Origin of the sequence: Streptomyces sp. NBC_01198, from assembly GCF_036010485.1 — a bacterium.
Lineage (GTDB): Bacteria > Actinomycetota > Actinomycetes > Streptomycetales > Streptomycetaceae > Actinacidiphila.
In genome coordinates this window covers 3,328,595-3,350,000 of sequence record NZ_CP108568.1, presented here as the reverse complement: position 1 = coordinate 3,350,000, position 21,406 = coordinate 3,328,595, and the positions used below count along the sequence as shown (strand labels likewise).

Below are 21,406 nucleotides of genomic sequence, written 5' to 3'. Positions count from 1 at the left end.
GGTAGGGGAGCGTCGTGTGCCGGGTGAAGCCGCGCCGGAAGGCAGTGGTGGACGGTTCACGAGTGAGAATGCAGGCATGAGTAGCGATACAAGAGTGGGAAACTCTTGCGCCGATTGACTAAGGGTTCCTGGGTCAAGCTGATCTGCCCAGGGTAAGTCGGGACCTAAGGCGAGGCCGACAGGCGTAGTCGATGGACAACCGGTTGATATTCCGGTACCCGCTGTAAAGCGCCCAGTGCTGAACCAGGCGATGCTAAGTCCGTGAAGCCGCCTCTGATCTCTTCGGAGTGAGGGGGAGTGGTGGAGCCGACGGACCAGACTTGTAGTAGGTAAGTGATGGGGTGACGCAGGAAGGTAGTCCAGCCCGGGCGGTGGTTGTCCCGGGGTAAGGGTGTAGGACGTCATCCAGGTAAATCCGGGTGGCAATAGTCTGAGACCTGATGCCGAGCCGATTGTGGTGAAGTGGATGATCCTATGCTGTCGAGAAAAGCCTCTAGCGAGTTTTATGGCGGCCCGTACCCTAAACCGACTCAGGTGGTCAGGTAGAGAATACCGAGGCGTTCGGGTGAACTATGGTTAAGGAACTCGGCAAAATGCCCCCGTAACTTCGGGAGAAGGGGGGCCATGTCTGGTGATCCGATTTACTCGGTGAGCTGGGTGTGGCCGCAGAGACCAGCGAGAAGCGACTGTTTACTAAAAACACAGGTCCGTGCGAAGCCGTAAGGCGATGTATACGGACTGACGCCTGCCCGGTGCTGGAACGTTAAGGGGACCGGTTAGTCACATTTCGGTGTGGCGAAGCTGAGAACTTAAGCGCCAGTAAACGGCGGTGGTAACTATAACCATCCTAAGGTAGCGAAATTCCTTGTCGGGTAAGTTCCGACCTGCACGAATGGCGTAACGACTTCTCGACTGTCTCAACCATAGGCCCGGTGAAATTGCACTACGAGTAAAGATGCTCGTTTCGCGCAGCAGGACGGAAAGACCCCGGGACCTTTACTATAGCTTGATATTGGTGTTCGGTTCGGCTTGTGTAGGATAGGTGGGAGACTGTGAACTCCAAGCGCCAGCTTGGGGGGAGTCGTCGTTGAAATACCACTCTGGTCGTGCTGGATGTCTAACCTCGGTCCGTGATCCGGATCAGGGACAGTGTCTGGTGGGTAGTTTAACTGGGGCGGTTGCCTCCTAAAGGGTAACGGAGGCGCCCAAAGGTTCCCTCAGCCTGGTTGGCAATCAGGTGTTGAGTGTAAGTGCACAAGGGAGCTTGACTGTGAGACTGACGGGTCGAGCAGGTACGAAAGTAGGGACTAGTGATCCGGCGGTGGCTTGTGGAAGCGCCGTCGCTCAACGGATAAAAGGTACCCCGGGGATAACAGGCTGATCTTCCCCAAGAGTCCATATCGACGGGATGGTTTGGCACCTCGATGTCGGCTCGTCGCATCCTGGGGCTGGAGTCGGTCCCAAGGGTTGGGCTGTTCGCCCATTAAAGCGGTACGCGAGCTGGGTTTAGAACGTCGTGAGACAGTTCGGTCCCTATCCGCTGCGCGCGTAGGAGTCTTGAGAAGGGCTGTCCCTAGTACGAGAGGACCGGGACGGACGAACCTCTGGTGTGCCAGTTGTCCTGCCAAGGGCATGGCTGGTTGGCTACGTTCGGGAGGGATAACCGCTGAAAGCATCTAAGCGGGAAGCCTGCTTCGAGATGAGGGCTCCCACCCACTTGATGGGGTAAGGCTCCCAGTAGACGACTGGGTTGATAGGCCGGATGTGGAAGCCCTGTAAGGGGTGGAGCTGACCGGTACTAATAGGCCGAGGGCTTGTCCTCAGTTGCTCGCGTCCACTGTGTGGTTCTGAAACAACCAGCCACCACACACCCACACCCCCTATGGCGGGGTGGTCGGGTGGTGTGGTGTGTGTTTCATGGTGTTTCGGTGGTCATAGCGTTAGGGAAACGCCCGGTTACATTCCGAACCCGGAAGCTAAGCCTTTCAGCGCCGATGGTACTGCAGGGGGGACCCTGTGGGAGAGTAGGACACCGCCGAACAATCTTTGATAAAGCGTCGGCCCCCGTGCAATGCACGGGGGCCGACGCTTTTCTGCGTTCAGTGGGCGGTCCCGGCTAGGTGGCCTGCTGGGCCGCGCAGGTCCAGATGACCGGTTGGAGGACGTTGTCGGCGTCGACCGCGAAGCCGCCCGCCTTTCCGTTGTCGGCGACGGCCGATGCGCCGGAGTCCTGGTTGGGGGCCAGGCCGGGGAGGGCGTGGATGGGTCCCGAGCCGGTCCAGATCTCCGCCGTTCCCGGGTCGCCGTAGTAGGACGTGGGGGCTTCGCCGGCGACGAGGCCGGTGGTGGGGCTGATGGCGTGGAAGTAGCCCTCGTTGTAGTAGCCGGGGAGCCCGGTGAGCTGGGTGCCGTCCGCGGTGTAGGGGGCGTCCCAGTACGTCTCGTAGGACCCGTCCGCCCAGTAGCTCTCGGTCTCGCCGACGATCCGGCCGTGCTCGTCGATGTCCTCAGGGACGACGGTGAGGCCGTTCTCGTCCGTGGCGTCGATCGGCAGCAGGGGGACGACCGGCGCCGCCGGATCCGCGGGCCACACCAGGCCGGTCGAGCCCCAGGCGGAGCCCACCAGTCGGCTGCCGGCGGCGATGACCGTGCCCTGGTCGTTGATCCCGGTGACCAGCGTGAACCGGAGGTCGGCGGGGACGGTGAGGGTGCGTTCGACGGTGGTGCCGTGCCAGACGTAACCGGTGCCGTCCCCCCCGGTGGTGTCGCCGCCGACGATCTGGCCGCTGTCGTTGACGTCGCTGGCGTAGCTGCCGCCGGGCAGGATGTGGGCCCTGGCGGCGCCGATCCGGTAGCTGAAGGCGACGTTCTTGCCGGTGGTGTCGTCGTGCACGGTGCCGGCCATCAGGTCGTGCCGGTTGATCGCCGTGACACTGCCGGTGGAGTAGCGGGCGGGGAGCGGGACTGTGACGACGGTGGTGCCGATCCAGTACGCGGGGTGACCCGCGCTGGTGCCGGCCGCGATCGTGCCGCGGCCGAGGGCGTCGACCCGGCCGCCGGAGCCGGCCGGTGCGGTGTCGAGGATCTGGATGCGCGGGTGGGCGCATCCTCCGGCGGCGGCGCTGGTGGTGCCGGTGGCCACGCTGACGAGCGCGGCCAGGGCCAGCGCGGCGGCGGGTGTACGTAATCGCTTGGCGGTGTGCATGGTTCCCCCTGGGGCGGTCGGCTGGCAGGGCAGTCACTTTGCCCGGTCCGCGTGCTGAGTGCCGTGATCCGTTCCGTAATTCAGCGGCGGCTACGCCGTTTACAGTGGTGCGATGCCCTACGACCTGGTCATCTTCGACAACGACGGCGTCCTCGTGGACAGCGAGCGGATCTCCAACCGGATCCTCGCCGACTGCCTGACCGAGGCCGGGTATCCGACCAGCTTCGAGGACTCGGTCAGGGACTTCATGGGTGCGGCCATCCACCGCGTGCACGACGTGGTGCGGGAGCGGGCCGGGGGGACGCTGCCCGAGGGGTTCGACGCGGGGTATCACGCGCGGGTGTTCGCCGCGTTCGAGCGGGAGCTTGAGCCGGTCGAGGGGGCCGGGACGGTCCTGGAGAAGCTGGCGGCGGACGGGGTGGCCTACTGCCTCGCGTCGTCCGGGGGGCATGAGCGGATCAGGGTAGCGCTGCGGAAGACCGGGCTGTACGCGAGGTTCGGGGAGGAGCGGATCTTCTCGGCGCAGGACGTGGGGCGGGGGAAGCCGGCGCCTGACCTGTTCCTGCACGCGGCCCGCACCATGGCGGTGGCACCGGAGCGGTGCGCCGTCGTGGAGGACAGCGCGCTGGGGGTGGCGGCGGCGCGGGCGGCGGGGATGGACGTCTACGGCTACACCGCGATGACACCGGCTGCGAAGCTCAGGGACGCCACCGCCCTGTTCGGCAGCATGGCGGAGCTGCCCGGCCTGCTGTTCGGCTGAGCCCGGGCGGACCGGTGGCACGGGCCGGCGGTACGGCCGGAGCGCGACTCGGCAGCACGTCGAGGATCGTGGCTCCGTACACCTACTCATCCGTAGCATTCGCGTCTACCGTGCTCGCTTATGGACGACGACGCTCGCCCGCAGACCCTGCGGTACGGCCGTGCCGCCCTCGCGGCCAGCTTCTTCGCGCAGGGGGCGCTCTTCGCGCTGCTGGTGACCCGGATTCCGGCGGTCCAGGACCGCTACGGGATCAGCGACGGGCTGCTGCCGGTGTTCCTGGCCGCCGTGCCGATCCTGGCGGGGCTGGGCAGCGTGGGGACCGAGCAGCTGGTCAAGCGGGTGCGGCCGAGCGTGGTGCTGCGCTGGGTGCAGCCGGTAGTGGCGCTGGTGCTTGTCGGCCTGGGCGCCGGCAGCAGCATGTGGGTGGCCGCGGTGACGCTGGCGCTGTTCGGGGTGTGCGTCGGGGGGCTGGACGCGTCGATGAACATGCTCGGGGTGAGCCTGCAGCGCGAGTACCGGCGCAGCATCATGTTGGGCTTCCATGCCGCGTACAGCCTGGGCGGGATCGTCGGGGCGTCGCTGGCGTGGTCGGGGGCGCACTGGCACGTGTCGCTGGTGGCGCTGTACGGGCCGGCGGTGCTGGTGCTGATCCCGCTGACGCTGGTGGCGAGCCGCTGGTATCGGGACGCGCCGGGCAGCACCTCGGGGCCGGGGAGCGCGGGGGGGCCGGCGGAGACGCAGCAGGTGGTGATGCGGCTGCTGATGCCGCTCTGCCTGGTGATGGCGTTCGCGTACATCGGGGACTCGACGGTCTCCAACTGGAGTGCGAAGTATCTGCAGGACACCCTGCACAGCTCGGAGCAGCTCTCCACTGTGCCCTATGCCGTCTACATGGTGACGACGCTGCTCGGCAGGTCGGTGGGCGACTTCGGGGTGCGGCGGTTCGGTGCGGCGGCCGTGGTGCGGCTGGGGGCGGTCGTGGCGATGGCCGGCTTCGCGGTGGTGGCGGTGGCGCCGGGCGCGTGGGTGGGGATGCTGGGCTTCACGCTGCTGGGGTTCGGGCTGTGCGTGATCGTGCCGCAGACCTTCGCGGCGGCGGGGCGGTTGTTCCCGGGGGCGTCGGACACGGCGGTGGCGCGGCTGAACGTCTTCAACTACGTGGGTTTCCTGGTGGGCTCGCCGCTGGTGGGGGCGCTGGGGGACGCGTGGAGCTATCGGGGGGCGATGATCGTGCCGATGCTGCTGGTGGGGGCGACCTTGTACTACGCCACGTCCTTCGCCGCCGAGCCCGCCGGGTACGGTGTCGGCCATGAGCGGCCGAGCACAGTTGATGTGGGATGAGCGGGTCACCGGTTACGACTTCGGCCCCGGGCACCCGATGGACCCGGTGCGGCTGACGCTCACCAGGGAGCTGGTGCGGGCCTTGGGGCTCGACCCGGCGCTGCGGGTGGTGGCGGCGCCGGCCGCGGGGGATTCGACGCTGGCCCTGGTGCACGACGCGGACTACGTGGCGGCGGTGCGGCGGGCGTCGGAGGAGCCGGCGTCGGTGCCTGCGGCGTATCGGGAGTACGCCTCGTACGGGCTGGGGACGCAGGACAATCCGGTCTTCCCGCGGATGCACGAGGTGGCCGCGCTGATCGCCGGGCAGTCGGTGGCGGCGGCCGAGGCGGTGTGGCGCGGCCAGGTGGAGCACGCGGTGAACTTCACCGGCGGGCTGCATCACGCGATGCCGGGGGCCGCGGCCGGGTTCTGCGTCTACAACGACGCGGCGCTGGCGGTGGCGCGGCTGCTGGAGCTGGGCGTGGAGCGGGTGGCGTACGTCGATGTGGACGTCCACCACGGCGACGGGGTGCAGGCGGCGTTCTGGGACGATCCGCGGGTGCTGACGATCTCGCTGCACGAGCATCCGCGCACGCTCTTCCCGAACACCGGCTGGCCGGAGGAGACCGGCGGCCCGGCGGCCGAGGGCGGCGCGGTGAACGTGGCGCTGCCGCCGGGGACGGGGGACGCGGGCTGGCTGCGGGCCTTCCACGCGGTGGTGCCCGAACTGCTCGCCGCGTTCCGGCCGCAGGTGCTGGTCAGCCAGCACGGGGCCGACACGCACATCGAGGACCCGCTGGCGCATCTGGCGGTGTCGCTTGACGCCCAGCGGATGGTCGCGGAGGCGTGCCACGAGCTGGCGCACGAGCACGCGGAGGGCCGCTGGGTGGCGCTGGGCGGCGGCGGTTACGCGGTGACCGACGTGGTGCCGCGGACCTGGACGCATCTGGTGGCGATCGCGGCGGGCGTGCCGCTGGCGCCGGGGACGGCGGTGCCTGAGGAGTGGCGGCACGCGGTGCACGCGCGTACCCGGCATGTCGCGCCGCAGCGGATGACGGACGGCTGCGAGCCGGTGTGGAAGGGCTTCGAGGAGGCCGGCTACGACCCGGCGGACCGGCTCGACCAGGCGGTGCTCGCGACCCGGCGGGCGGTCTTCCCGCTGCACGGGCTGCTGCCCTGAACGCCTGCGGAGGGCGCCGCCATACGGGCCGATGCCCGGGCGGCCGGTCCCTGTAGGGTGAATTCTGCGGATTCCGCACGCCTTGGGCGAGTTGGGCCGGGACGATCATGTTGTGGTGAGTGTCGGCGCGCTGCGCGCGCATTTGGTGGCGGCCGGGCTTGCCGGGCAGATCGCGACCCCGCGGGAGAAGAGCCTGGCGAGCTACCGGCTGTTCGCCGCACGGGATCCGCGGCAGACGCTGGGGCTCGACCCGGCGGGGGAGTGGACGGCGGCGGACCTGCTGCGGCTGATGGCCGACCGGTGCGGTGTCTCGCCCGATCCCGAACTGACGTCGGGCCCGGACGTGATCGACCCGGACTGTACGGTGGCGGCACTCGACGCGTTCGCTGAGCGGCTCGCGCGGGCCGCGCACGACCGGATTCCGGTGCTGCTGGGCACAGGACATCCACACCGCCTCCTCGGTTTCTACGCATCATTGGCCGCGGCTCTCTCGGCGGCAGGATGTGTCGTCCTCACCCCGGCGTATGGGCGCGACGTGGACGTCCCCACGCAGTTCGGCGTACGCCGCCATCATTTGTGGTACGTCGGGGGGGTCGCTGTGGTGCGTCCGGTGGACACGGACAGTGAGGGTCCGCCGGTGGAGCCGGGTGCGCACACCCACTCGCCGCTGCCGGTCAGAGCGGCGCTGGCGGCGGCCGCCGAGCAGGGCGGAATGCTGCCGGGACTGGTCGTCGGCGACCACGGATTCGTATGCGGCGCAGGTCAGTTGGGGATCGAGGCGATCGGCCTCGCGGACTCCGACGACCCGGCGGTTTTCGTGGCGGAAGCGGAGGGCAGTGTGTCGGTGGCGGTACCGGTGGACGACGCCGTGCGGTCCGACTACTACCGGCCATTGACGCGCTACGTGCTCAAGCGGGCCTGGTTGTCACAGTAGTCAACCATTGGCAACTCCTCTTCCCCACTTACCTCATGCGCCCCTAATCTGGAGGGGAGCGCACATGCCGCTTTGAGTCGCCGGAGGGGAAGCCGGTGCCCGGCGTGTGCGGAAGGTTCAGGTGTGACATGGCTACTACTGAAACCCGACCTCTCAACGAGGTCGTTTTCCTCACCGTCGCCGAAGTGGCTGCGGTGATGCGGGTGTCGAAGATGACGGTGTACCGGCTGGTGCACAGCGGTCATCTGCCGGCGATTCGCGTGGGCCGTTCGTTCCGGGTTCCGGAGCAGGCCGTCCACGAGTACCTGCGGGAGTCCTACGTGGGGGTGGAATCTGCCTGAGAAGGCCCAGACGGGCAGATGACCGTCCGCGTGGGCCTCGTTTATGCCCGTCCGCTCCGGGCGGGTAGGCTTGGCCGACGTAGGTCGTGTGGGCTCGGACGCCCCGCACCGAGTGAAACCGAAGCGAGGGTAGTCGTGGGCTCTGTCATCAAGAAGCGGCGTAAGCGTATGGCCAAGAAGAAGCACCGCAAGCTGCTGAAGCGGACGCGCGTTCAGCGCCGCAACAAGAAGTAAGCGGGCGACTTTCCGCCGCACTTCCTGCCCTCCTCCACCGCTTTCGGGCGGCGGAGGAGGGCAGTGGCATGTCCGGGCGGGTGGTTTGTCGCGTCCGGGGTGCCGCGAACGCATGTCGGGGGGCGCGCGGGGGAGGCGCAGGGGATACGGTGCGGGTATTCCCCGAGGAAGGCGCTGAACTGTGGGCGTGGGCAAGGTGGTGCTCGTCACAGGCGCCGCGCGGCAGCTCGGCGGCAGGTTCGTCCGGCGTATCCAGCACGACCCCGAGGTCGGGCGGGTCGTCGCGGTCGACGTGGTGCCGCCCGAGCATGACCTGGGCGGTGCGGAGTTCGTCAGGGCCGACATCCGGCAGCCGATGATCGCGAAGGTGCTGGCACAGCATTCGGTCGACACCGTCGTGCATCTGGACGTCACCGGCACCGCGCTGGGCTCCGGCGGCCGGACGCAGCTCAAGGAGACCAACGTCATCGGCACCATGCAGCTGCTCGGCGCCTGCCAGAAAGCGCCGACCGTACAGCGGCTGGTCGTCAAGTCCACCACCAGCGTCTACGGTTCCGCGCCGCGCGACCCCGCCGTCTTCCGCGAGACCACCCCGGTCAAGTCGCTGCCCAGCGGCGGCTTCGCCAAGGACGCCGTCGAGGTCGAGGGGTACGTACGGGGCTTCGCCCGCCGCCGCCCGGACGTCGCGGTGGCGGTGCTGCGCTTCGCGAACATCCTCGGGCCCGACGCGGACACCCCGCTGGCGGAGTTCTTCGCGCTGCCGGTGCTGCCGACGGTCTTCGGCTACGACCCGCGGCTGCAGTTCGTGCACCAGGACGACGTCCTGGCCGTGCTGGTGCTCGCCGCGCTCGACGCCCGCCGCGGCACGCTCAACAGCGGCACGTTCAACATCGCAGGCGACGGGGTGCTGCTGCTGTCGCAGACCGCCCGGCGGCTGGGCAAGCCGACCGTGCCGGTGCTGCTGCCCGCGGTGACCTGGATCGGGCAGCTGCTCAGGACGGCCGGCGCCACGGACTTCGCGCCCGAGCAGATCCGGCTGCTCACCCACGGCCGGGTGGTGGACACCCGGCAGATGCGCGACACGCTCGGCTTCGAGCCCGCCTACACCACCGCGGGGACCTTCCACGACTTCGCCCGCAGCCGCGGCTCCGGGCTGCTGCCCCCGGCCCGGCTCGCCGCCGCGGTGGACCGGCTGGCGGCGGGCATCGGCATGGCGGCGCCCACCGGCACGGGGGCGCGGCGATGACGGGCGCGGCGTCCGGCACGCCGGGGGAGGCTTCGGGCGGCCCTGGTGCCGCCTCCGGCGCCCCTGGCGCCGCTTCGGGCACGCCAGGTGCCCCAGATGCTTCGGGGGCCTCAGGAGAAGGAGCAGGGACCATGGCCGATGCCAAGGTGATCCCGTTCGACGAGGACTCGCGCGGCAGGCGCGGCTCCGGGCGCTCCCGGGGCGCGCGCGGCCGCACGCCCGCGGCGGGTAAACCGGCGGGCAAGAGCGCCGACGGCCCGCAGCCGCCGCTGGCCGCGGTGCCCGAGGACGGGGCCGTACCGCCGCTGCCCGCGGCGGCGCCGGGGATTCCCGCGCAGGCCGCCGGCGAGCGGCCCGCCGAGCCGCCGTCCGGGCAGGCACCGCCGCCCGGCGAGCTCGCCGGGGCCTTCGGCGCCGTCGCCGACCGGGTGCTCGGCGGTGACTGGGAGCGCAAGGTCGCCTCGGGGTTGGCCTTCCTGCGGCGCCGGGTCACCGGGGACTACGAGGTCGACGAGTTCGGCTACGACGCCGAGCTGACCGACCAGGTGCTGATGTCGCTGCTGCGGCCGGTGTTCGGGGCGTACTTCCGCGTCGAGGTCCGCGGCATCGAGAACATCCCGGCGGAGGGCGGTGCGCTGGTCGTCTCCAACCACTCGGGCACCCTGCCGCTCGACGGGCTGATGACCCAGGTCGCCGTCCACGACCACCACCCCGCCGGCCGGCACCTGCGGCTGCTCGCCGCCGACCTGGTCTTCATGCTCCCGCTGGTCAACGAGCTGGCCCGCAAGCTCGGCCACACGCTGGCGTGCGCGGAGGACGCGGAGGTGCTGCTGCGGCGGGGCGAGGTCGTCGGCGTGATGCCCGAGGGCTTCAAGGGCCTCGGGAAGCCCTTCTCCGACCGCTACAAGCTCCAGCGGTTCGGGCGGGGCGGGTTCGTCGCGACGGCGCTGAAGACGAAGGTGCCGATCGTGCCGTGCTCCGTGGTGGGGGCGGAGGAGATCTACCCGATGGTCGGCAACTCCCGCACGGCGGCGCGGCTGCTGGGCCTGCCGTACTTCCCGCTCACCCCGACCTTCCCCTGGCTGGGGCCGGCCGGGCTGGTCCCGCTCCCCACGAAGTGGGTCATCCAGTTCGGCGAGCCGATCCCGACGGACGGCTACCCGCCGGAGGCGGCGGAGGACCCGATGCTGGTCTTCAACCTGACCGACCAGGTGCGCGAGACGATCCAGCACACGCTGTACGAACTGCTGGTGCAGCGGCGGTCCGTCTTCTTCTGAACACCCCCCTGCGGGGCGCGCCGTCCGATCCGGGCCCGCCCCGTCGTGGCTGAGCGCACCCCCGAGGTGATTGCCGCCTGTGGTGGCGTCGCGCCTTTCCCGCCGTCCCGCCCGAACGCGCAGTCCTCCGCGCCCCTGAAGACGGTCACCCTCCGAGAAGAGGGCAACCCACCAGGGGCGCGAGGAACTGCGCGACCAGCCGTGACCGGCGGAAGGTCCGGGTACGGCCTCGGGGGGGCAGGGCGTGCGGGACTCCCTGAAGGCGTCAGCCCTCGTCGTCCGTGGTGGTGCCGAGGCCCAGGCCCGGCAGGAGGCCGGGGAGGAGGGGCGGCAGGGTGACGGAGTGGTCGGAGGGGGTCGAGGGCAGCGGGGACTCCGGGGTGGGGGACGGCGGGGGCAGCGGCGCCAGCGGATTGGCACCGCCGATGAGCCCGTCGCCCGGCGTGCTGCCGGACGGCGAGGGGGTGGCGCTCTGCGTTCCGGTGCTGCCCTGGCCGGGCGTGGCGGAGGCCGGGGTGGAGGGCGACGCCGGCGTATCACCGCCGGGTCCCGAGTCCTTGGCGCCGGACCCGCCGGACGCGTGCTCGCCCTTCTTCGGCTGCGGCAGCAGCCCCTGCAGCGGTCCGACCTCCTGGTCTATGGCGTCGAAGACCGAGGAGACCTGGTCGGAGACGTCCGTGAGCTGGCTGGGCAGCTTGCCCCGCAGATCGCTCCAGCCCTGCCGGTGCGTGGCGGCGAAGGAGTTGAGCGTTTCGATCGGCTGGAGCGAGCCGTCCTCCTGGTAGGCCTGGCTCAGCAGCCGGTGGCCCTCCGCGGCCTCCTGGTGCATGCCCGACAGGGCCCTGCGCACCTCGGAGACGGACTCGTCGTCGAGCTGGCCGCCGCGGCCGCGGTCCATGAGGCGGCGGGCCTCCTGGAGGCGGGTGGAGGCCATGTCGAGGTAAACCTTGCCGCGCGAGGCGTCCCCGCTGGCCATGTCGAGCTTGAGGTCCTCCATGCCGCGTTTGAGGCCGTAGAGGCTGTCACCGGGCAGCGCGTTGGTGCTCGCCGCGGCGACGCCGCCGAAGGCCCCGGCGGCGACGCCGACGGTGAGGCCGCCCACGGCGAGCCGGCGGGAGAGCCGGCTGGTCGGGGTGAGCCGGCGCAGCCGGTGGCTGCCGCCCTGCCCGTCGCCGCGCTGCTCCGGCACCCGGGCGGTGACCGGGAAGCTGCCGTCGGCGAGCGCCTGCTCCATCGCCGCGATCAGCTGCGCGCGCTGCACGGTCTTGCGCTCGGGGTCGAGCGCGGGACGCGGCTGCCGGGCGAGCGTCGTGGCGAGCGCCAGCAGCGCGCTCTGGTCCGGGTCGGCGTGCCGGGCCGCGGCATGGCTGCCGTGTCCCGCGGATCCGCCCTGCTGCCGCCCTGCCGCGGCGGTGTCCTGCTGGACGTCCTCCGTGGCGGCCGTGCCCTCAAGGGTCTCAAGGGCCTGGGCGAAGGCGTTCGCCCGGCGGTGTGCCGTTGCCTGTCCGATCACGGGCGGCACCTCCTCTCGTCATCCACACTCGACTCCCCGTGCCGCCCGTGGGTTGCGCTGCCTGCCGTCATGCACCCGAACGAGTGAAACGGGCAGAGCGCGCGTGCCGGAGTTCCTGCGCGAAGTTGTCTGCACCTGAAGCAACGACCGCCGCGCCAGTTGGGTTACGCAGGTGTGATGATCGTGCGGGGGCACCGAGGTCTCACCTCGCGTCGTCGGGCAGGAGTCTGGCCAGCGTACGCACCGCGCGGTACTGGAGGGTCTTGATCGCGCCTTCGTTCTTGCCCATCACCCGGGCCGTCTCGGCCACCGACAGGCCCTGCAGGAAGCGCAGCGTCACGCACTCCTGCTGCTGCGGGTTGAGCTTGCGCACGGCGGTCAGCAGCGCCTCGTTGGACAGCGACTCCAGGACGGAGTCCTCGGGGCTGCGGGCGACCTCGTTGGCGTCGAGCATTTCGCCGGTGGTCACTTCCAGCCGGAAACGGCTCGACTTGAAGTGGTCGGCGACCAGGTTGCGCGCGATCGTGACCAGCCAGGCGCCGAAGTCGCGGCCCTGCCAGGTGAAGGTGCCGATCCTGCGCAGGGCGCGCAGGAAGGTCTCGCTGGTCAGGTCCTCGGCGGTGGCCTTGGAGCCGACCCGGTAGTAGATGTACCGGTAGACGGTGTCGCTGTAGTGGTCGTACAGCCGCCCGAACGCCTCGGTCTCGCCGTCCTGGGCGCGTTCGACCAGGTCCATCATGCGGCCGGTGTCGGTGTCCGAGGAGGGGCGGCGGGCATGGGCGCCGGGGGCTGCGGCGTTCGAACCGGCCGCGCCCGAGCTGTTGCGGGTGCGTCTGCCTGCGGCTGTGCTGACTTCGGCCAGCGCGTACGCCGGGCCGGGGACGGTGGGACCTGACGTGGCGAGGGTGGGCAGGGCGTACGTGGGGACTGTGCGCATCAGTCGGTCGAGCACCAGTGCGCGCAACGCAGCCAGGCCGGAGGTGTCAACCCCGTCGTGTGGGTACACGGGACTCCCAGAGGCAGAACTTCCATCACGTGCAGTACGGGACCGTTCACCCGTCGTGGCGACGCGTGGGTTCCGGATTGCGTCTGAGGAGAATAACGCTTCGTACAGGCGACGCTACACCGAGTTGCGCAAATCGCCGTTTGCGCCACTTCCTGTACGGAATGATGATCGACCAATTATCGAACAGACGGCCCGAGTTGACCACTTCCGTTCGTGAACAGCTCGCGCAGAGGCCGTGTTGTGAGCGTGTGCGTGCCGCGCGAGTCCGGCGCGCGGACGTACTACCGGCGCGCCGGGGTCACTTGCGGCGGCGGCTGATCGCGACGGCTGCGGCGGCGCCGCCGGCGACCGCGCCCATGCCGGCCGCGGCCGGGATGCCGATCCGTGCCGCCTTGCGCCCGGTGCGGTAGTCGCGCAGCCGCCAGCCCTCGGCGCGGGCGTGCCTGCGCAGCCTGCCGTCCGGGTTGATCGCGTACGGGTGGCCGACCAGGGACAGTATCGGGATGTCGTTGTGCGAGTCGCTGTAGGCGGCGCAGCGCGACAGGTCCAGGTCCTCCGCGCTCGCCAGCGCCCGTACCGCCTCGGCCTTCGCCGGGCCGTGCAGCGGCTCGCCGACCAGCCTGCCGGTGTAGACGCCGTTGACCGACTCCGCGACGGTGCCGAGCGCGCCGGTCAGGCCGAGCCTGCGGGCGATGATCGTGGCGGTCTCCACCGGGGCGGCGGTCACCAGCCAGACCCGCTGGCCGGCGTCCAGGTGCGCCTGCGCCAGGGCGCGGGTGCCCGGCCAGATCTTCCCCGCCATGTACTCGTCGTAGATCTCCTCGCCGATGGACATCAGCTCCTCGACGCGGTGCCCCTTGACGATCGACAGCGCGCTGTCGCGGGCGTCCTGCATGTGCTCGGGGTCCTCAGCGCCCGCCATCCGGAAGTACGCCTGCTGCCAGGCGAACCGGAGCAGGTCGCGGGTGTCGAAGAAGTGCCGCTTGTACAGGCCGCGCCCGAAGTGGAAGAGGGCCGCGCCCTGCATCACCGTGTTGTCGAGGTCGAAGAACGCGGCGGCCCGTGCGTCACCGGCCACCGGGAAAGCCGGCTCCGCCACCTTTTCCGCGGGCTCGTCGGCCACCGCCTGCGCGGTCTCGGGCCGGGGCTTCGTCGCGAGTGACGCCTCCGCGGCGGCAGCGGCGGCCTCGCCGGCCAGCACGCTCCGCTCCGTGGCGGACTGTCTGCGAGGGGTGAGCCATTTGATTGCGGCCATAGCGTGAGCATAACGACCCAGTGCGACATGGCCGGTTCGGCCACGGTGCCGGTACGTGAACCGCAGGCGTCACAATGTGCGGTATGACGAATGCCAGGACCGTGACGCTGATCGGTAAGCCGGGGTGTCATCTGTGCGACGACGCCCGCACGGTGGTGGAGGAGGTCGCCGCGGCGGCCGGGGCGGTCGTGCGGGAGCGGGACATCACGCAGGACGAGGAGTTGTACCGGCTCTACTGGGAGCAGATCCCCGTCGTCCTGGTGGACGGGGAGCAGCACACCTTCTGGCGCGTCGACCCCGACCGCCTGCGCCGCGCGCTGACCGCCTGACTCCTCCCGCCTCCCCCCGGTGGGCCGCCCGCGGGCGGGACCGTCGTCGGGGGTGATCCTCAGGGGGTAGGATCGTGGGCGTTTTGTACGGCCGGGGGTGATGTGTGAGGAGCGTGCCGAGTGCCCTCGGTGGTGAGTACGGCGACGAGCGGCTTCGCGGTGGTGGACGTCGAGGCCACCGGCTCCTCGTCCCGCCGGCACCGGGTGGTGGAAGTGGCGCTGGTCCTGCTGGACCGCGACCTGCAGCCCGAGGGCGAGTTCACCACCCTCGTGGATCCGCAGGGCCCGGTCGGCCCCACCCACATCCACGGCATCGAGCCGTACCACCTCGGCGGCGCCCCGCGCTTCGCCGGGATCGCCGCCCGGCTGCTGGCGCTGCTGCGCGGCCGCGTGCTGGTCGGGCACAACGTCGGGTGCGACCGGGCGTTCCTGGCCGCCGAGTACGCCCGGGTCGGGGTGCGGCTGCCGGCGGTGCCCGAGGTGTGCACGATGCGGATGGCCGCCGACCGGCACCGCGGGGACGAGGTGCCCTGCGGGCTGTCGCTGCGGTCGTGCGCGCAGGCGCTGGGGGTGACCGGCTGGGCCCCGCACACCGCGCTCGGCGACGCCCGCGCCACAGCGGCGCTTTTCGGCCACTTTGTGGCGCAGTCCCGTGCGGCGGCCGGCGGCGCAACCGGAGTCGACGGCTCCGGTCTGGAGGGACGGTTGTTGCAGGCTGCAGGTGTCCGCTGGCCGGACGCCCCCGGTGTGCTGGCGCACGCCGACGCGCTCTGGAAGCGCCGCAGCAACGATTCGCCATGGCAAAGCGTGCCCAATGTCCGTTATGGGAGTGCGTGATGCCCATCACTTCCGCCGGGCAAAACGGACACCATCTTTGTGCACGCGTTCACAAAGACATAGCCTGGCACGCACGGGGCGGCCCCAAAGACCGTGGTCGCCCTCAGCCCAGCTCTACCCGCAGGAGCACCGTGGCAACTGGCCGATCGCACCGACCGGCGACCCGCAGCCGAGGGATTCCCGAGGCCACCGTCGCCAGGCTCCCGCTGTACCTGCGGGCGCTGACCGCTCTGTCCGAGCGCTCCGTGCCCACCGTGTCCTCGGAGGAGCTCGCCGCCGCGGCCGGGGTCAACTCGGCCAAGCTGCGCAAGGACTTCTCCTACCTCGGCTCGTACGGGACCAGGGGCGTCGGCTACGACGTCGAATACCTCGTCTACCAGATCAGCCGCGAGCTCGGACTCACCCAGGACTGGCCGGTCGTCATCGTCGGTATCGGCAACCTCGGCGCCGCCCTCGCCAATTACGGCGGATTCGCCTCCCGCGGCTTCCGGGTCGCGGCCCTGCTGGACGCCGACGCGTCGCTGGCCGGGCGGCTGGTGGCGGGACTGCCGGTGCGGCACATCGACGAGCTGGAAGCGATCGTCGCGGACAACCAGGTCTCGATCGGGGTCATCGCGACACCGGCCGGCGCCGCACAGGAGGTCACCGACCGGCTGGTCAACGCCGGCGTGACCTCGATCCTCAACTTCGCCCCCACCGTGCTGTCGGTGCCGGACGGCGTGGACGTACGCAAGGTCGATCTGTCCATCGAGCTGCAGATCCTCGCGTTCCACGAGCAGCGCAAGGCCGGTGAAGGCCGCCAGGAGCCCGACGGGGACGTACCCGCCGTGATGCCCGCATGAGTTTGCTGGTGGTCGGACTGTCGCACCGCAGCGCGCCGGTGAGCGTGCTGGAGCGGGCCGCGCTCACCGAGGACGCGCGCGCCAAGCTGCTGCAGGACACGCTGGCGGCCGAGCCCGCGAGCGAGGCGGTCGCGCTGTCCACGTGCAACCGTATCGAGCTGTACGCCGACGTCGACAAGTTCCACGCCGGTGTCGCCGAGCTGTCCACGCTGCTGGCCCAGCACAGCGGTGTCGGCCTGGACGAGCTCACCCCGTATCTGTACGTGCACTACGAGGACCGGGCCGTCCACCACCTGCTGTCGGTGGCCTGCGGCCTGGACTCGATGGTCGTCGGCGAGGGCCAGATCCTCGGGCAGATCAAGCACGCCCTCGCGGTCGGCCAGGAGCTGCACACCGCGGGCCGGCTGCTCAACGACCTCTTCCAGCAGGCCCTGCGGGTCGGCAAGCGCGCCCACTCCGAGACCGGCATCGACCGGGCCGGACAGTCCCTGGTCACCTTCGGCCTGGCCCAGCTCGTCCCGGCGACCGGCCCGCTGGCCGGCAAGCGGGCCCTGGTGGTCGGGGCCGGCTCCATGTCGTCGCTGGCCGCCGCGACGCTGGCACGCGCCGGGGTCGCCCGGGTGACGGTCGCCAACCGCACGGCCGACCGCGCGCTGCGGCTGGCCGCGCTGCTCGCCGACCAGGGCACCGACGCCCGCGCGGTGAGCATGGCCGAGCTCGGCGACGCGCTGGCCGACGCCGACATCGTGGTGTCCTGCACCGGCTCCACCGGCCTGGTGCTCACCGCGGACGACCTGCGGGCGGCCGGCCCGCTGGCCGTCCTCGACCTGGCCATGCCGCGGGACGTCGACCCCGCCGCGCACGACCTCGACGGTGTGGCGCTGGCCGACATAGAGTCGCTGGCCGCCGCGTCCGCCGACGCGCCGATGGCCGCCGACGTGGAGGCCGTCCAGGCGATCGTCGCCGAGGAGGTCGCCGCCTTCGGCGCCGCCCAGCGCGCCGCCCGGATCACCCCGACCGTGGTGGCGCTGCGTGCCATGGCCGCCGACGTCGTGGCGGGTGAACTTTCCCGGCTCGACGGTAGGCTGCCCGGTCTGGACGACAAGGAACGCGCGGAGATCACCCAGACCGTGCGCCGCGTCGTCGACAAGCTCCTGCACGCGCCGACCGTGCGGGTCAAGCAGCTGGCGGGTGAGCCCGGCGGCGCCGGGTACGCCGACGCGCTGCGCGAACTCTTCGACCTCGACCCGCAGGCGGTCGCCGCCGTCAGCCGGGCCGAGACCCCCAGGCCTCCGGCCCGGGTGCCCAACCGAATTGAGGGCGGCAATGAATAACCCGGCGAGTGCCCCGCAGGAGGCGCTGGGGGTAACCCCAGGCGAAGCCCTGGGGGACCATCTGCGCGAGCAACCACCAGGCGCGCCGCCGCTGCGGCTCGGCACGCGCCGGAGCAAACTGGCGATGGCCCAGTCCGGCATGGTCGCCGACCAGGTCAGACGTCTCACCGGGCGGGACGTCGACCTGGTGGAGATCACCACCTACGGCGACGTCTCGCGGGAGAACCTGGCCCAGATCGGCGGCACCGGCGTCTTCGTCTCGGCGCTGCGCGACGCGCTGCTCGCCGGCGGGATCGACCTGGCCGTGCACAGCCTGAAGGACCTGCCGACCGCGGCCCCCGAGGGCCTGGTGCTGGCCGCGATCCCGGTCCGCGAGGACCCGCGGGACGCGCTGGTCGCCAGGGACGGGCTGACCTTCGAGGCGCTGCCGCCCGGCGCCAGGGTCGGCACCGGCTCGCCGCGGCGGATGGCGCAGCTCAACGCGTGGGCGCGGTCACACGGGCTGAGCGTCGAGACGGTACCGATCCGTGGCAACGTTGACACCAGGATCGGGTACGTTACTTCCGGCAAGCTCGACGCCGTCGTGCTGGCCGCCGCCGGGCTCAACCGTATCGGCAGGATCGCTGAGGCGACCGAGCTGATCGCCGCCGACGCCGTACTGCCGGCCCCCGGCCAGGGGGCACTGGCCGTCGAGTGCGCGGCTTCGAATCCGGAGCTGGCCGCACAGCTCGCCGGGCTCGACGACCCGCTCACCCGGGTCGCCGTGACCGCCGAGCGATCCCTGCTCGCCGCCCTCGAGGCCGGCTGCAGCGCCCCTGTGGGCGCGCTGGCCGACCTCGTGGCCGACGGGCAGACCACCGAGCTGCGCCTGCGCGGCGTCGTCGGCACCACCGACGGCACCTCGCTGGTGCAGATGTCCATCACCGGTCCCGTACCGGCGTCCGACGACGAAGCGCGTGCCCTGGGCCGCGAACTCGCCGCCGAGATGCTCGCCAAGGGTGCGGCCGGTCTTATGGGGGAGCGCGCACTTTGAACCCCGCCGCCGTCGCTGCTACGACGAACACCGCCGCCGGTACGGCCCTTTCGGCCGACACCGCCGCAAGTCCCGGCTCCGCCGGGCGGTCCGCCACCGGTCACGTCACCTTCCTGGGTGCCGGGCCCGGTGACCCCGGGCTGCTGACCCTGCGCGCCGTCGAGGCGCTCGCCCTGGCCGACCTGCTGGTCGGCGACAGGATGGTGCTCGACGTCGTCCGCACCCACGCCCGCGTGGACGTGAGCACGGCGGAACCGGCCGTGGACGGCGAGGTGTTGGACACCTCCGCCATTGCCGATGCCGCCTCACAGCTTGTCATGGCGTCCGCGCGGACCGGCAAGCGGGTGGTGCGTGCGGTGGCCGGCGACCCGGGCCTGGACGCCTGCGCCGCCGCCGAGATGCTGGCCTGCGCCCGCGCGGGCATCCCGTTCGAGGTGGTGCCCGGGATCGCCAGCGCGGTCGGCGTGCCCGCCTACGCCGGGGTGCCGCTCAGCGGCGACGTCCGGTTCGTGGACGCCGCCACCGCCTCCGACCGGTGCTGGAGCGAGGTCGGCACCAGCGACGCCACGCTGGTGGTCTCCACGACGCTGCAGACGGTCGGCGCGACCGCCGCCGAGCTGATCGGCTCGGGCCGCAAGCCCGACACCCTGCTGTCGGTGACGGTGGCCGGCACCACCACCCGGCAGCGCACCTGGACCGCGACGCTGGCCACCATCGCCGCCGAACTCAAGGCCACCAAGGCACTGCCCACCCCCGAGGGACCGATCGCGGCCATAGCCGTGGTCGGGGAGCGGGCCGGCCAGCGCGAGCACCTGTCGTGGTTCGAGACCAAGCCGCTCTTCGGCTGGCGGGTGCTCGTACCGCGGACGAAGGAGCAGGCCGCGTCGCTCTCCGACCAGCTGCGCTCGTACGGGGCGGTGCCGCACGAGGTGCCGACCATCGCGGTGGAGCCGCCGCGCACCCCGCAGCAGATGGAACGCGCGGTCAAGGGCCTGGTCACCGGGCGCTACGAGTGGATCGCCTTCACCTCGGTGAACGCGGTCAAGGCCGTGCGGGAGAAGTTCGAGGAGTACGGCCTGGACGCCCGGGCCTTCGCCGGCATAAAGGTCGCCGCGGTGGGCGAGCAGACCGCCCAGTCGCTGGTCGAGTTCGGCGTCAAGCCCGACCTGATGCCGTCGGGCGAGCAGTCCGCGGCCGGGCTGCTCGAGGACTGGCCGCCCTACGACCCGGTCTTCGACCCGATCGACCGGGTCTTCCTGCCGCGCGCCGACATCGCCACCGAGACGCTGGTGGCCGGCCTGGTCGAGCTGGGCTGGGAGGTCGACGACGTCACCGCCTACCGGACCGTGCGCGCCTCGCCGCCGCCGGCCGACACCCGCGAGGCCATCAAGGGCGGCGGCTTCGACGCGGTGCTCTTCACCTCGTCCTCGACCGTGCGGAACCTGGTCGGCATCGCGGGCAAGCCGCACAACGTCACGGTGATCGCCTGCATCGGCCCCGCCACCGCCAAGACGGCCGAGGAGCACGGCCTGCGGGTCGACGTGATGGCCCCCGAGCCGTCCGTGCACGCCCTCGCCCAGGCCCTTGCCGACTTCGGGCTGGCCCGCCGCGAGGCCGCCGGCGCGGCCGGCGACCCGGTCACCCGCCCCAGCGAGCGCCGGCCGGGCGCCCGCCGCCGGGCCCGCGTCTGACGGTGCCCCGGCCCCCCGCCCGGGGGCGCCGGGCGCCGACTCGGCGTCGGGAAGAGCACCGTTGGCGCGGGCGTACCGTGGAGAGATGGTGAGCTACGGCGAGTTTCCCGGTACGCGGCCGCGGCGGCTGCGCACCAGCCCGGCGATGCGGCGACTGGTCGCCGAGACCCGGCTGGATCCGGCGGAGCTGATCCTGCCGGCCTTCGTCCGCGAGGGGATCAGCGAGCCGCAGGCGATCTCCTCGATGCCCGGCGTCCTCCAGCACACCCGCGACTCGCTGCGCAAGGCGGCCGTCGAGGCGGCCTCGGCCGGCGTCGGCGGGATCATGCTCTTCGGGGTGCCCGAGGTCAAGGACGCGGTCGGCAGCCAGGGCACCGAGCCCGACGGCATCCTGCAGCTGGCGATCAGGGACGTGGTCGAGGAGGTCGGCGACGCGCTGGTCGTCATGTCCGACCTGTGCCTGGACGAGTACACCGACCACGGCCACTGCGGCGTGCTGGACGCCGAGGGCCGGGTCGACAACGACGCCACCCTTGAGCGCTACGCCGAGATGGCCCAAGTCCAGGCGGACGCCGGCGTCCACGTCGTCGGCCCGTCCGGGATGATGGACGGCCAGGTCGGCGTCGTGCGGGACGCGCTGGACGAGATCGGCCGGCAGGACGTGGCGATCCTGGCCTACACCGCGAAGTACGCCTCCGCCTTCTACGGCCCCTTCCGCGAGGCCGTGAACTCCTCGCTCAAGGGCGACCGCAAGACCTACCAGCAGGACCCGGCGAATCTGCGCGAGTCGATGCGCGAGCTGGCGCTGGACCTCGCCGAGGGCGCCGACATGGTGATGGTCAAGCCCGCGCTGCCCTACCTCGACGTGCTGCGCAGGGTCGCCGACACGGTGGACGTGCCGGTGGCGGCGTACCAGATCTCCGGCGAGTACGCGATGGTCGAGGCCGCGGCGGCGAACGGCTGGATCGACCGCGACCGCTCGATCATGGAGGCGCTGACCTCCATCCGCCGCGCGGGCGCGAACATGATCCTCACCTACTGGGCGACCGAGGTCGCGCAGCGCCTGTAG

19 protein-coding genes and 2 rRNA genes (1 of these 21 only partly in view) are annotated in these 21,406 nt (G+C 71.2%); 17 read left to right on the top strand and 4 right to left on the bottom strand.

The features are described from left to right. Positions 1-1,822 (top strand): 23S ribosomal RNA (locus OG702_RS14955); it begins 1,303 nt to the left of the window's first position. A 102-nt stretch (positions 1,823-1,924) separates the two neighbouring features. Further along, positions 1,925-2,041 (top strand): 5S ribosomal RNA (gene rrf, locus OG702_RS14950). A 75-nt stretch (positions 2,042-2,116) separates the two neighbouring features. Here rrf and OG702_RS14945 read toward each other — a convergent pair. Beyond that, positions 2,117-3,205: a hypothetical protein gene (locus OG702_RS14945; protein ID WP_327289370.1), complete on the bottom strand. Its 1,089-nt coding sequence runs from the start codon at positions 3,203-3,205 to the stop codon at positions 2,117-2,119. 112 nt (positions 3,206-3,317) lie between these two features. Between OG702_RS14945 and OG702_RS14940 the strand changes: the two genes are divergently transcribed. From OG702_RS14940 to OG702_RS14905, 8 genes are all read left to right on the top strand, one after another. After that, entirely contained in the window at positions 3,318-3,965 is a 648-nt protein-coding gene (locus OG702_RS14940) for an HAD family hydrolase (RefSeq protein WP_327289369.1), read from the top strand. 120 nt (positions 3,966-4,085) lie between these two features. Then, positions 4,086-5,306 (top strand): MFS transporter, encoded by a 1,221-nt coding sequence (locus OG702_RS14935; RefSeq protein WP_327289368.1) that lies wholly within the window; start codon positions 4,086-4,088, stop codon positions 5,304-5,306. Further along, on the top strand, positions 5,275-6,465 hold the full coding sequence (locus tag OG702_RS14930) for an acetoin utilization protein AcuC (protein ID WP_327289367.1): 1,191 nt from the start codon (positions 5,275-5,277) through the stop codon (positions 6,463-6,465). The genes OG702_RS14935 and OG702_RS14930 overlap by 32 nt, the downstream gene beginning before the upstream one ends. A 112-nt stretch (positions 6,466-6,577) precedes the next feature. After that, the gene (locus tag OG702_RS14925; RefSeq protein ID WP_327289366.1) at positions 6,578-7,399 is read left to right on the top strand and encodes a phosphatase; all 822 of its coding nucleotides are present in this window, start codon (positions 6,578-6,580) and stop codon (positions 7,397-7,399) included. A 128-nt stretch (positions 7,400-7,527) separates the two neighbouring features. Continuing rightward, positions 7,528-7,740: a helix-turn-helix domain-containing protein gene (locus OG702_RS14920; protein WP_031524045.1), complete on the top strand. Its 213-nt coding sequence runs from the start codon at positions 7,528-7,530 to the stop codon at positions 7,738-7,740. Positions 7,741-7,758: 18 nt separating this feature from the next. After that, complete coding sequence (locus tag OG702_RS35470) at positions 7,759-7,974, top strand: 30S ribosomal protein bS22 (protein ID WP_442814426.1); 216 nt, start codon at positions 7,759-7,761, stop codon at positions 7,972-7,974. 187 nt (positions 7,975-8,161) lie between these two features. Further along, a complete protein-coding gene (locus tag OG702_RS14910) occupies positions 8,162-9,220 on the top strand; it encodes an NAD-dependent epimerase/dehydratase family protein (RefSeq protein WP_327293235.1) in 1,059 nt (352 codons plus the stop codon). A gap of 131 nt (positions 9,221-9,351) precedes the next feature. Continuing rightward, entirely contained in the window at positions 9,352-10,497 is a 1,146-nt protein-coding gene (locus OG702_RS14905; protein ID WP_327289365.1) for a lysophospholipid acyltransferase family protein, read from the top strand. Positions 10,498-10,762: 265 nt separating this feature from the next. On the opposite strand, the gene OG702_RS14900 is transcribed toward OG702_RS14905, so the two are convergent. The 3 genes from OG702_RS14900 to OG702_RS14890 form a co-directional block, all read right to left on the bottom strand. Continuing rightward, the gene (locus OG702_RS14900; RefSeq protein WP_327289364.1) at positions 10,763-12,010 is read right to left on the bottom strand and encodes a DUF5667 domain-containing protein; all 1,248 of its coding nucleotides are present in this window, start codon (positions 12,008-12,010) and stop codon (positions 10,763-10,765) included. Positions 12,011-12,212: 202 nt separating this feature from the next. Further along, complete coding sequence (locus OG702_RS14895; RefSeq protein WP_327289363.1) at positions 12,213-13,016, bottom strand: ECF subfamily RNA polymerase sigma factor, BldN family; 804 nt, start codon at positions 13,014-13,016, stop codon at positions 12,213-12,215. Positions 13,017-13,314: 298 nt separating this feature from the next. After that, complete coding sequence (locus OG702_RS14890; protein WP_327289362.1) at positions 13,315-14,271, bottom strand: HAD family hydrolase; 957 nt, start codon at positions 14,269-14,271, stop codon at positions 13,315-13,317. A 74-nt stretch (positions 14,272-14,345) separates the two neighbouring features. Between OG702_RS14890 and OG702_RS14885 the strand changes: the two genes are divergently transcribed. The 7 genes from OG702_RS14885 to hemB all read left to right on the top strand — a co-directional run bounded on the left by OG702_RS14885 (position 14,346) and on the right by hemB (position 21,406). Beyond that, positions 14,346-14,600, top strand: coding sequence for a glutaredoxin family protein (locus OG702_RS14885; protein ID WP_442814425.1), 255 nt, complete (start codon positions 14,346-14,348; stop codon positions 14,598-14,600). Positions 14,601-14,720: 120 nt separating this feature from the next. Further along, positions 14,721-15,437: a 3'-5' exonuclease gene (locus tag OG702_RS14880; protein ID WP_327289360.1), complete on the top strand. Its 717-nt coding sequence runs from the start codon at positions 14,721-14,723 to the stop codon at positions 15,435-15,437. Positions 15,438-15,568: 131 nt separating this feature from the next. Then, positions 15,569-16,279, top strand: a complete 711-nt coding sequence (locus OG702_RS14875) for a redox-sensing transcriptional repressor Rex (protein WP_033177671.1) — start codon at positions 15,569-15,571, stop codon at positions 16,277-16,279. Then, positions 16,276-17,613, top strand: coding sequence for a glutamyl-tRNA reductase (locus OG702_RS14870; RefSeq protein ID WP_327289359.1), 1,338 nt, complete (start codon positions 16,276-16,278; stop codon positions 17,611-17,613). The genes OG702_RS14875 and OG702_RS14870 overlap by 4 nt, the downstream gene beginning before the upstream one ends. After that, on the top strand, positions 17,606-18,646 hold the full coding sequence (gene hemC, locus OG702_RS14865; RefSeq protein ID WP_327289358.1) for a hydroxymethylbilane synthase: 1,041 nt from the start codon (positions 17,606-17,608) through the stop codon (positions 18,644-18,646). Before OG702_RS14870 ends, hemC begins: the two co-directional genes overlap by 8 nt. A gap of 113 nt (positions 18,647-18,759) precedes the next feature. Beyond that, positions 18,760-20,337 (top strand): uroporphyrinogen-III synthase, encoded by a 1,578-nt coding sequence (locus OG702_RS14860; RefSeq protein WP_327293234.1) that lies wholly within the window; start codon positions 18,760-18,762, stop codon positions 20,335-20,337. Positions 20,338-20,422: 85 nt separating this feature from the next. Next, positions 20,423-21,406 carry a porphobilinogen synthase gene (gene hemB, locus OG702_RS14855; RefSeq protein WP_327289357.1) on the top strand — a complete coding sequence of 328 codons (984 nt, stop codon included), beginning with the start codon at positions 20,423-20,425 and terminating at the stop codon, positions 21,404-21,406.

What these genes read in the sequence shown, in the direction of transcription:
- OG702_RS14945 (WP_327289370.1), bottom strand. Translation starts at nt 3,205, where the DNA reads ATGCACACCGCCAAGCGATTACGTACACCCGCCGCCGCGCTGGCCCTG.
- OG702_RS14940 (WP_327289369.1), top strand. Translation starts at nt 3,318, where the DNA reads ATGCCCTACGACCTGGTCATCTTCGACAACGACGGCGTCCTCGTGGAC.
- OG702_RS14935 (WP_327289368.1), top strand. Translation starts at nt 4,086, where the DNA reads ATGGACGACGACGCTCGCCCGCAGACCCTGCGGTACGGCCGTGCCGCC.
- OG702_RS14930 (WP_327289367.1), top strand. Translation starts at nt 5,275, where the DNA reads ATGAGCGGCCGAGCACAGTTGATGTGGGATGAGCGGGTCACCGGTTAC.
- OG702_RS14920 (WP_031524045.1), top strand. Translation starts at nt 7,528, where the DNA reads ATGGCTACTACTGAAACCCGACCTCTCAACGAGGTCGTTTTCCTCACC.
- OG702_RS35470 (WP_442814426.1), top strand. Translation starts at nt 7,759, where the DNA reads ATGACCGTCCGCGTGGGCCTCGTTTATGCCCGTCCGCTCCGGGCGGGT.
- OG702_RS14905 (WP_327289365.1), top strand. Translation starts at nt 9,352, where the DNA reads ATGGCCGATGCCAAGGTGATCCCGTTCGACGAGGACTCGCGCGGCAGG.
- OG702_RS14890 (WP_327289362.1), bottom strand. Translation starts at nt 14,271, where the DNA reads ATGGCCGCAATCAAATGGCTCACCCCTCGCAGACAGTCCGCCACGGAG.
- OG702_RS14885 (WP_442814425.1), top strand. Translation starts at nt 14,346, where the DNA reads ATGTGCGGTATGACGAATGCCAGGACCGTGACGCTGATCGGTAAGCCG.
- OG702_RS14870 (WP_327289359.1), top strand. Translation starts at nt 16,276, where the DNA reads ATGAGTTTGCTGGTGGTCGGACTGTCGCACCGCAGCGCGCCGGTGAGC.
- hemC (WP_327289358.1), top strand. Translation starts at nt 17,606, where the DNA reads ATGAATAACCCGGCGAGTGCCCCGCAGGAGGCGCTGGGGGTAACCCCA.
- hemB (WP_327289357.1), top strand. Translation starts at nt 20,423, where the DNA reads ATGGTGAGCTACGGCGAGTTTCCCGGTACGCGGCCGCGGCGGCTGCGC.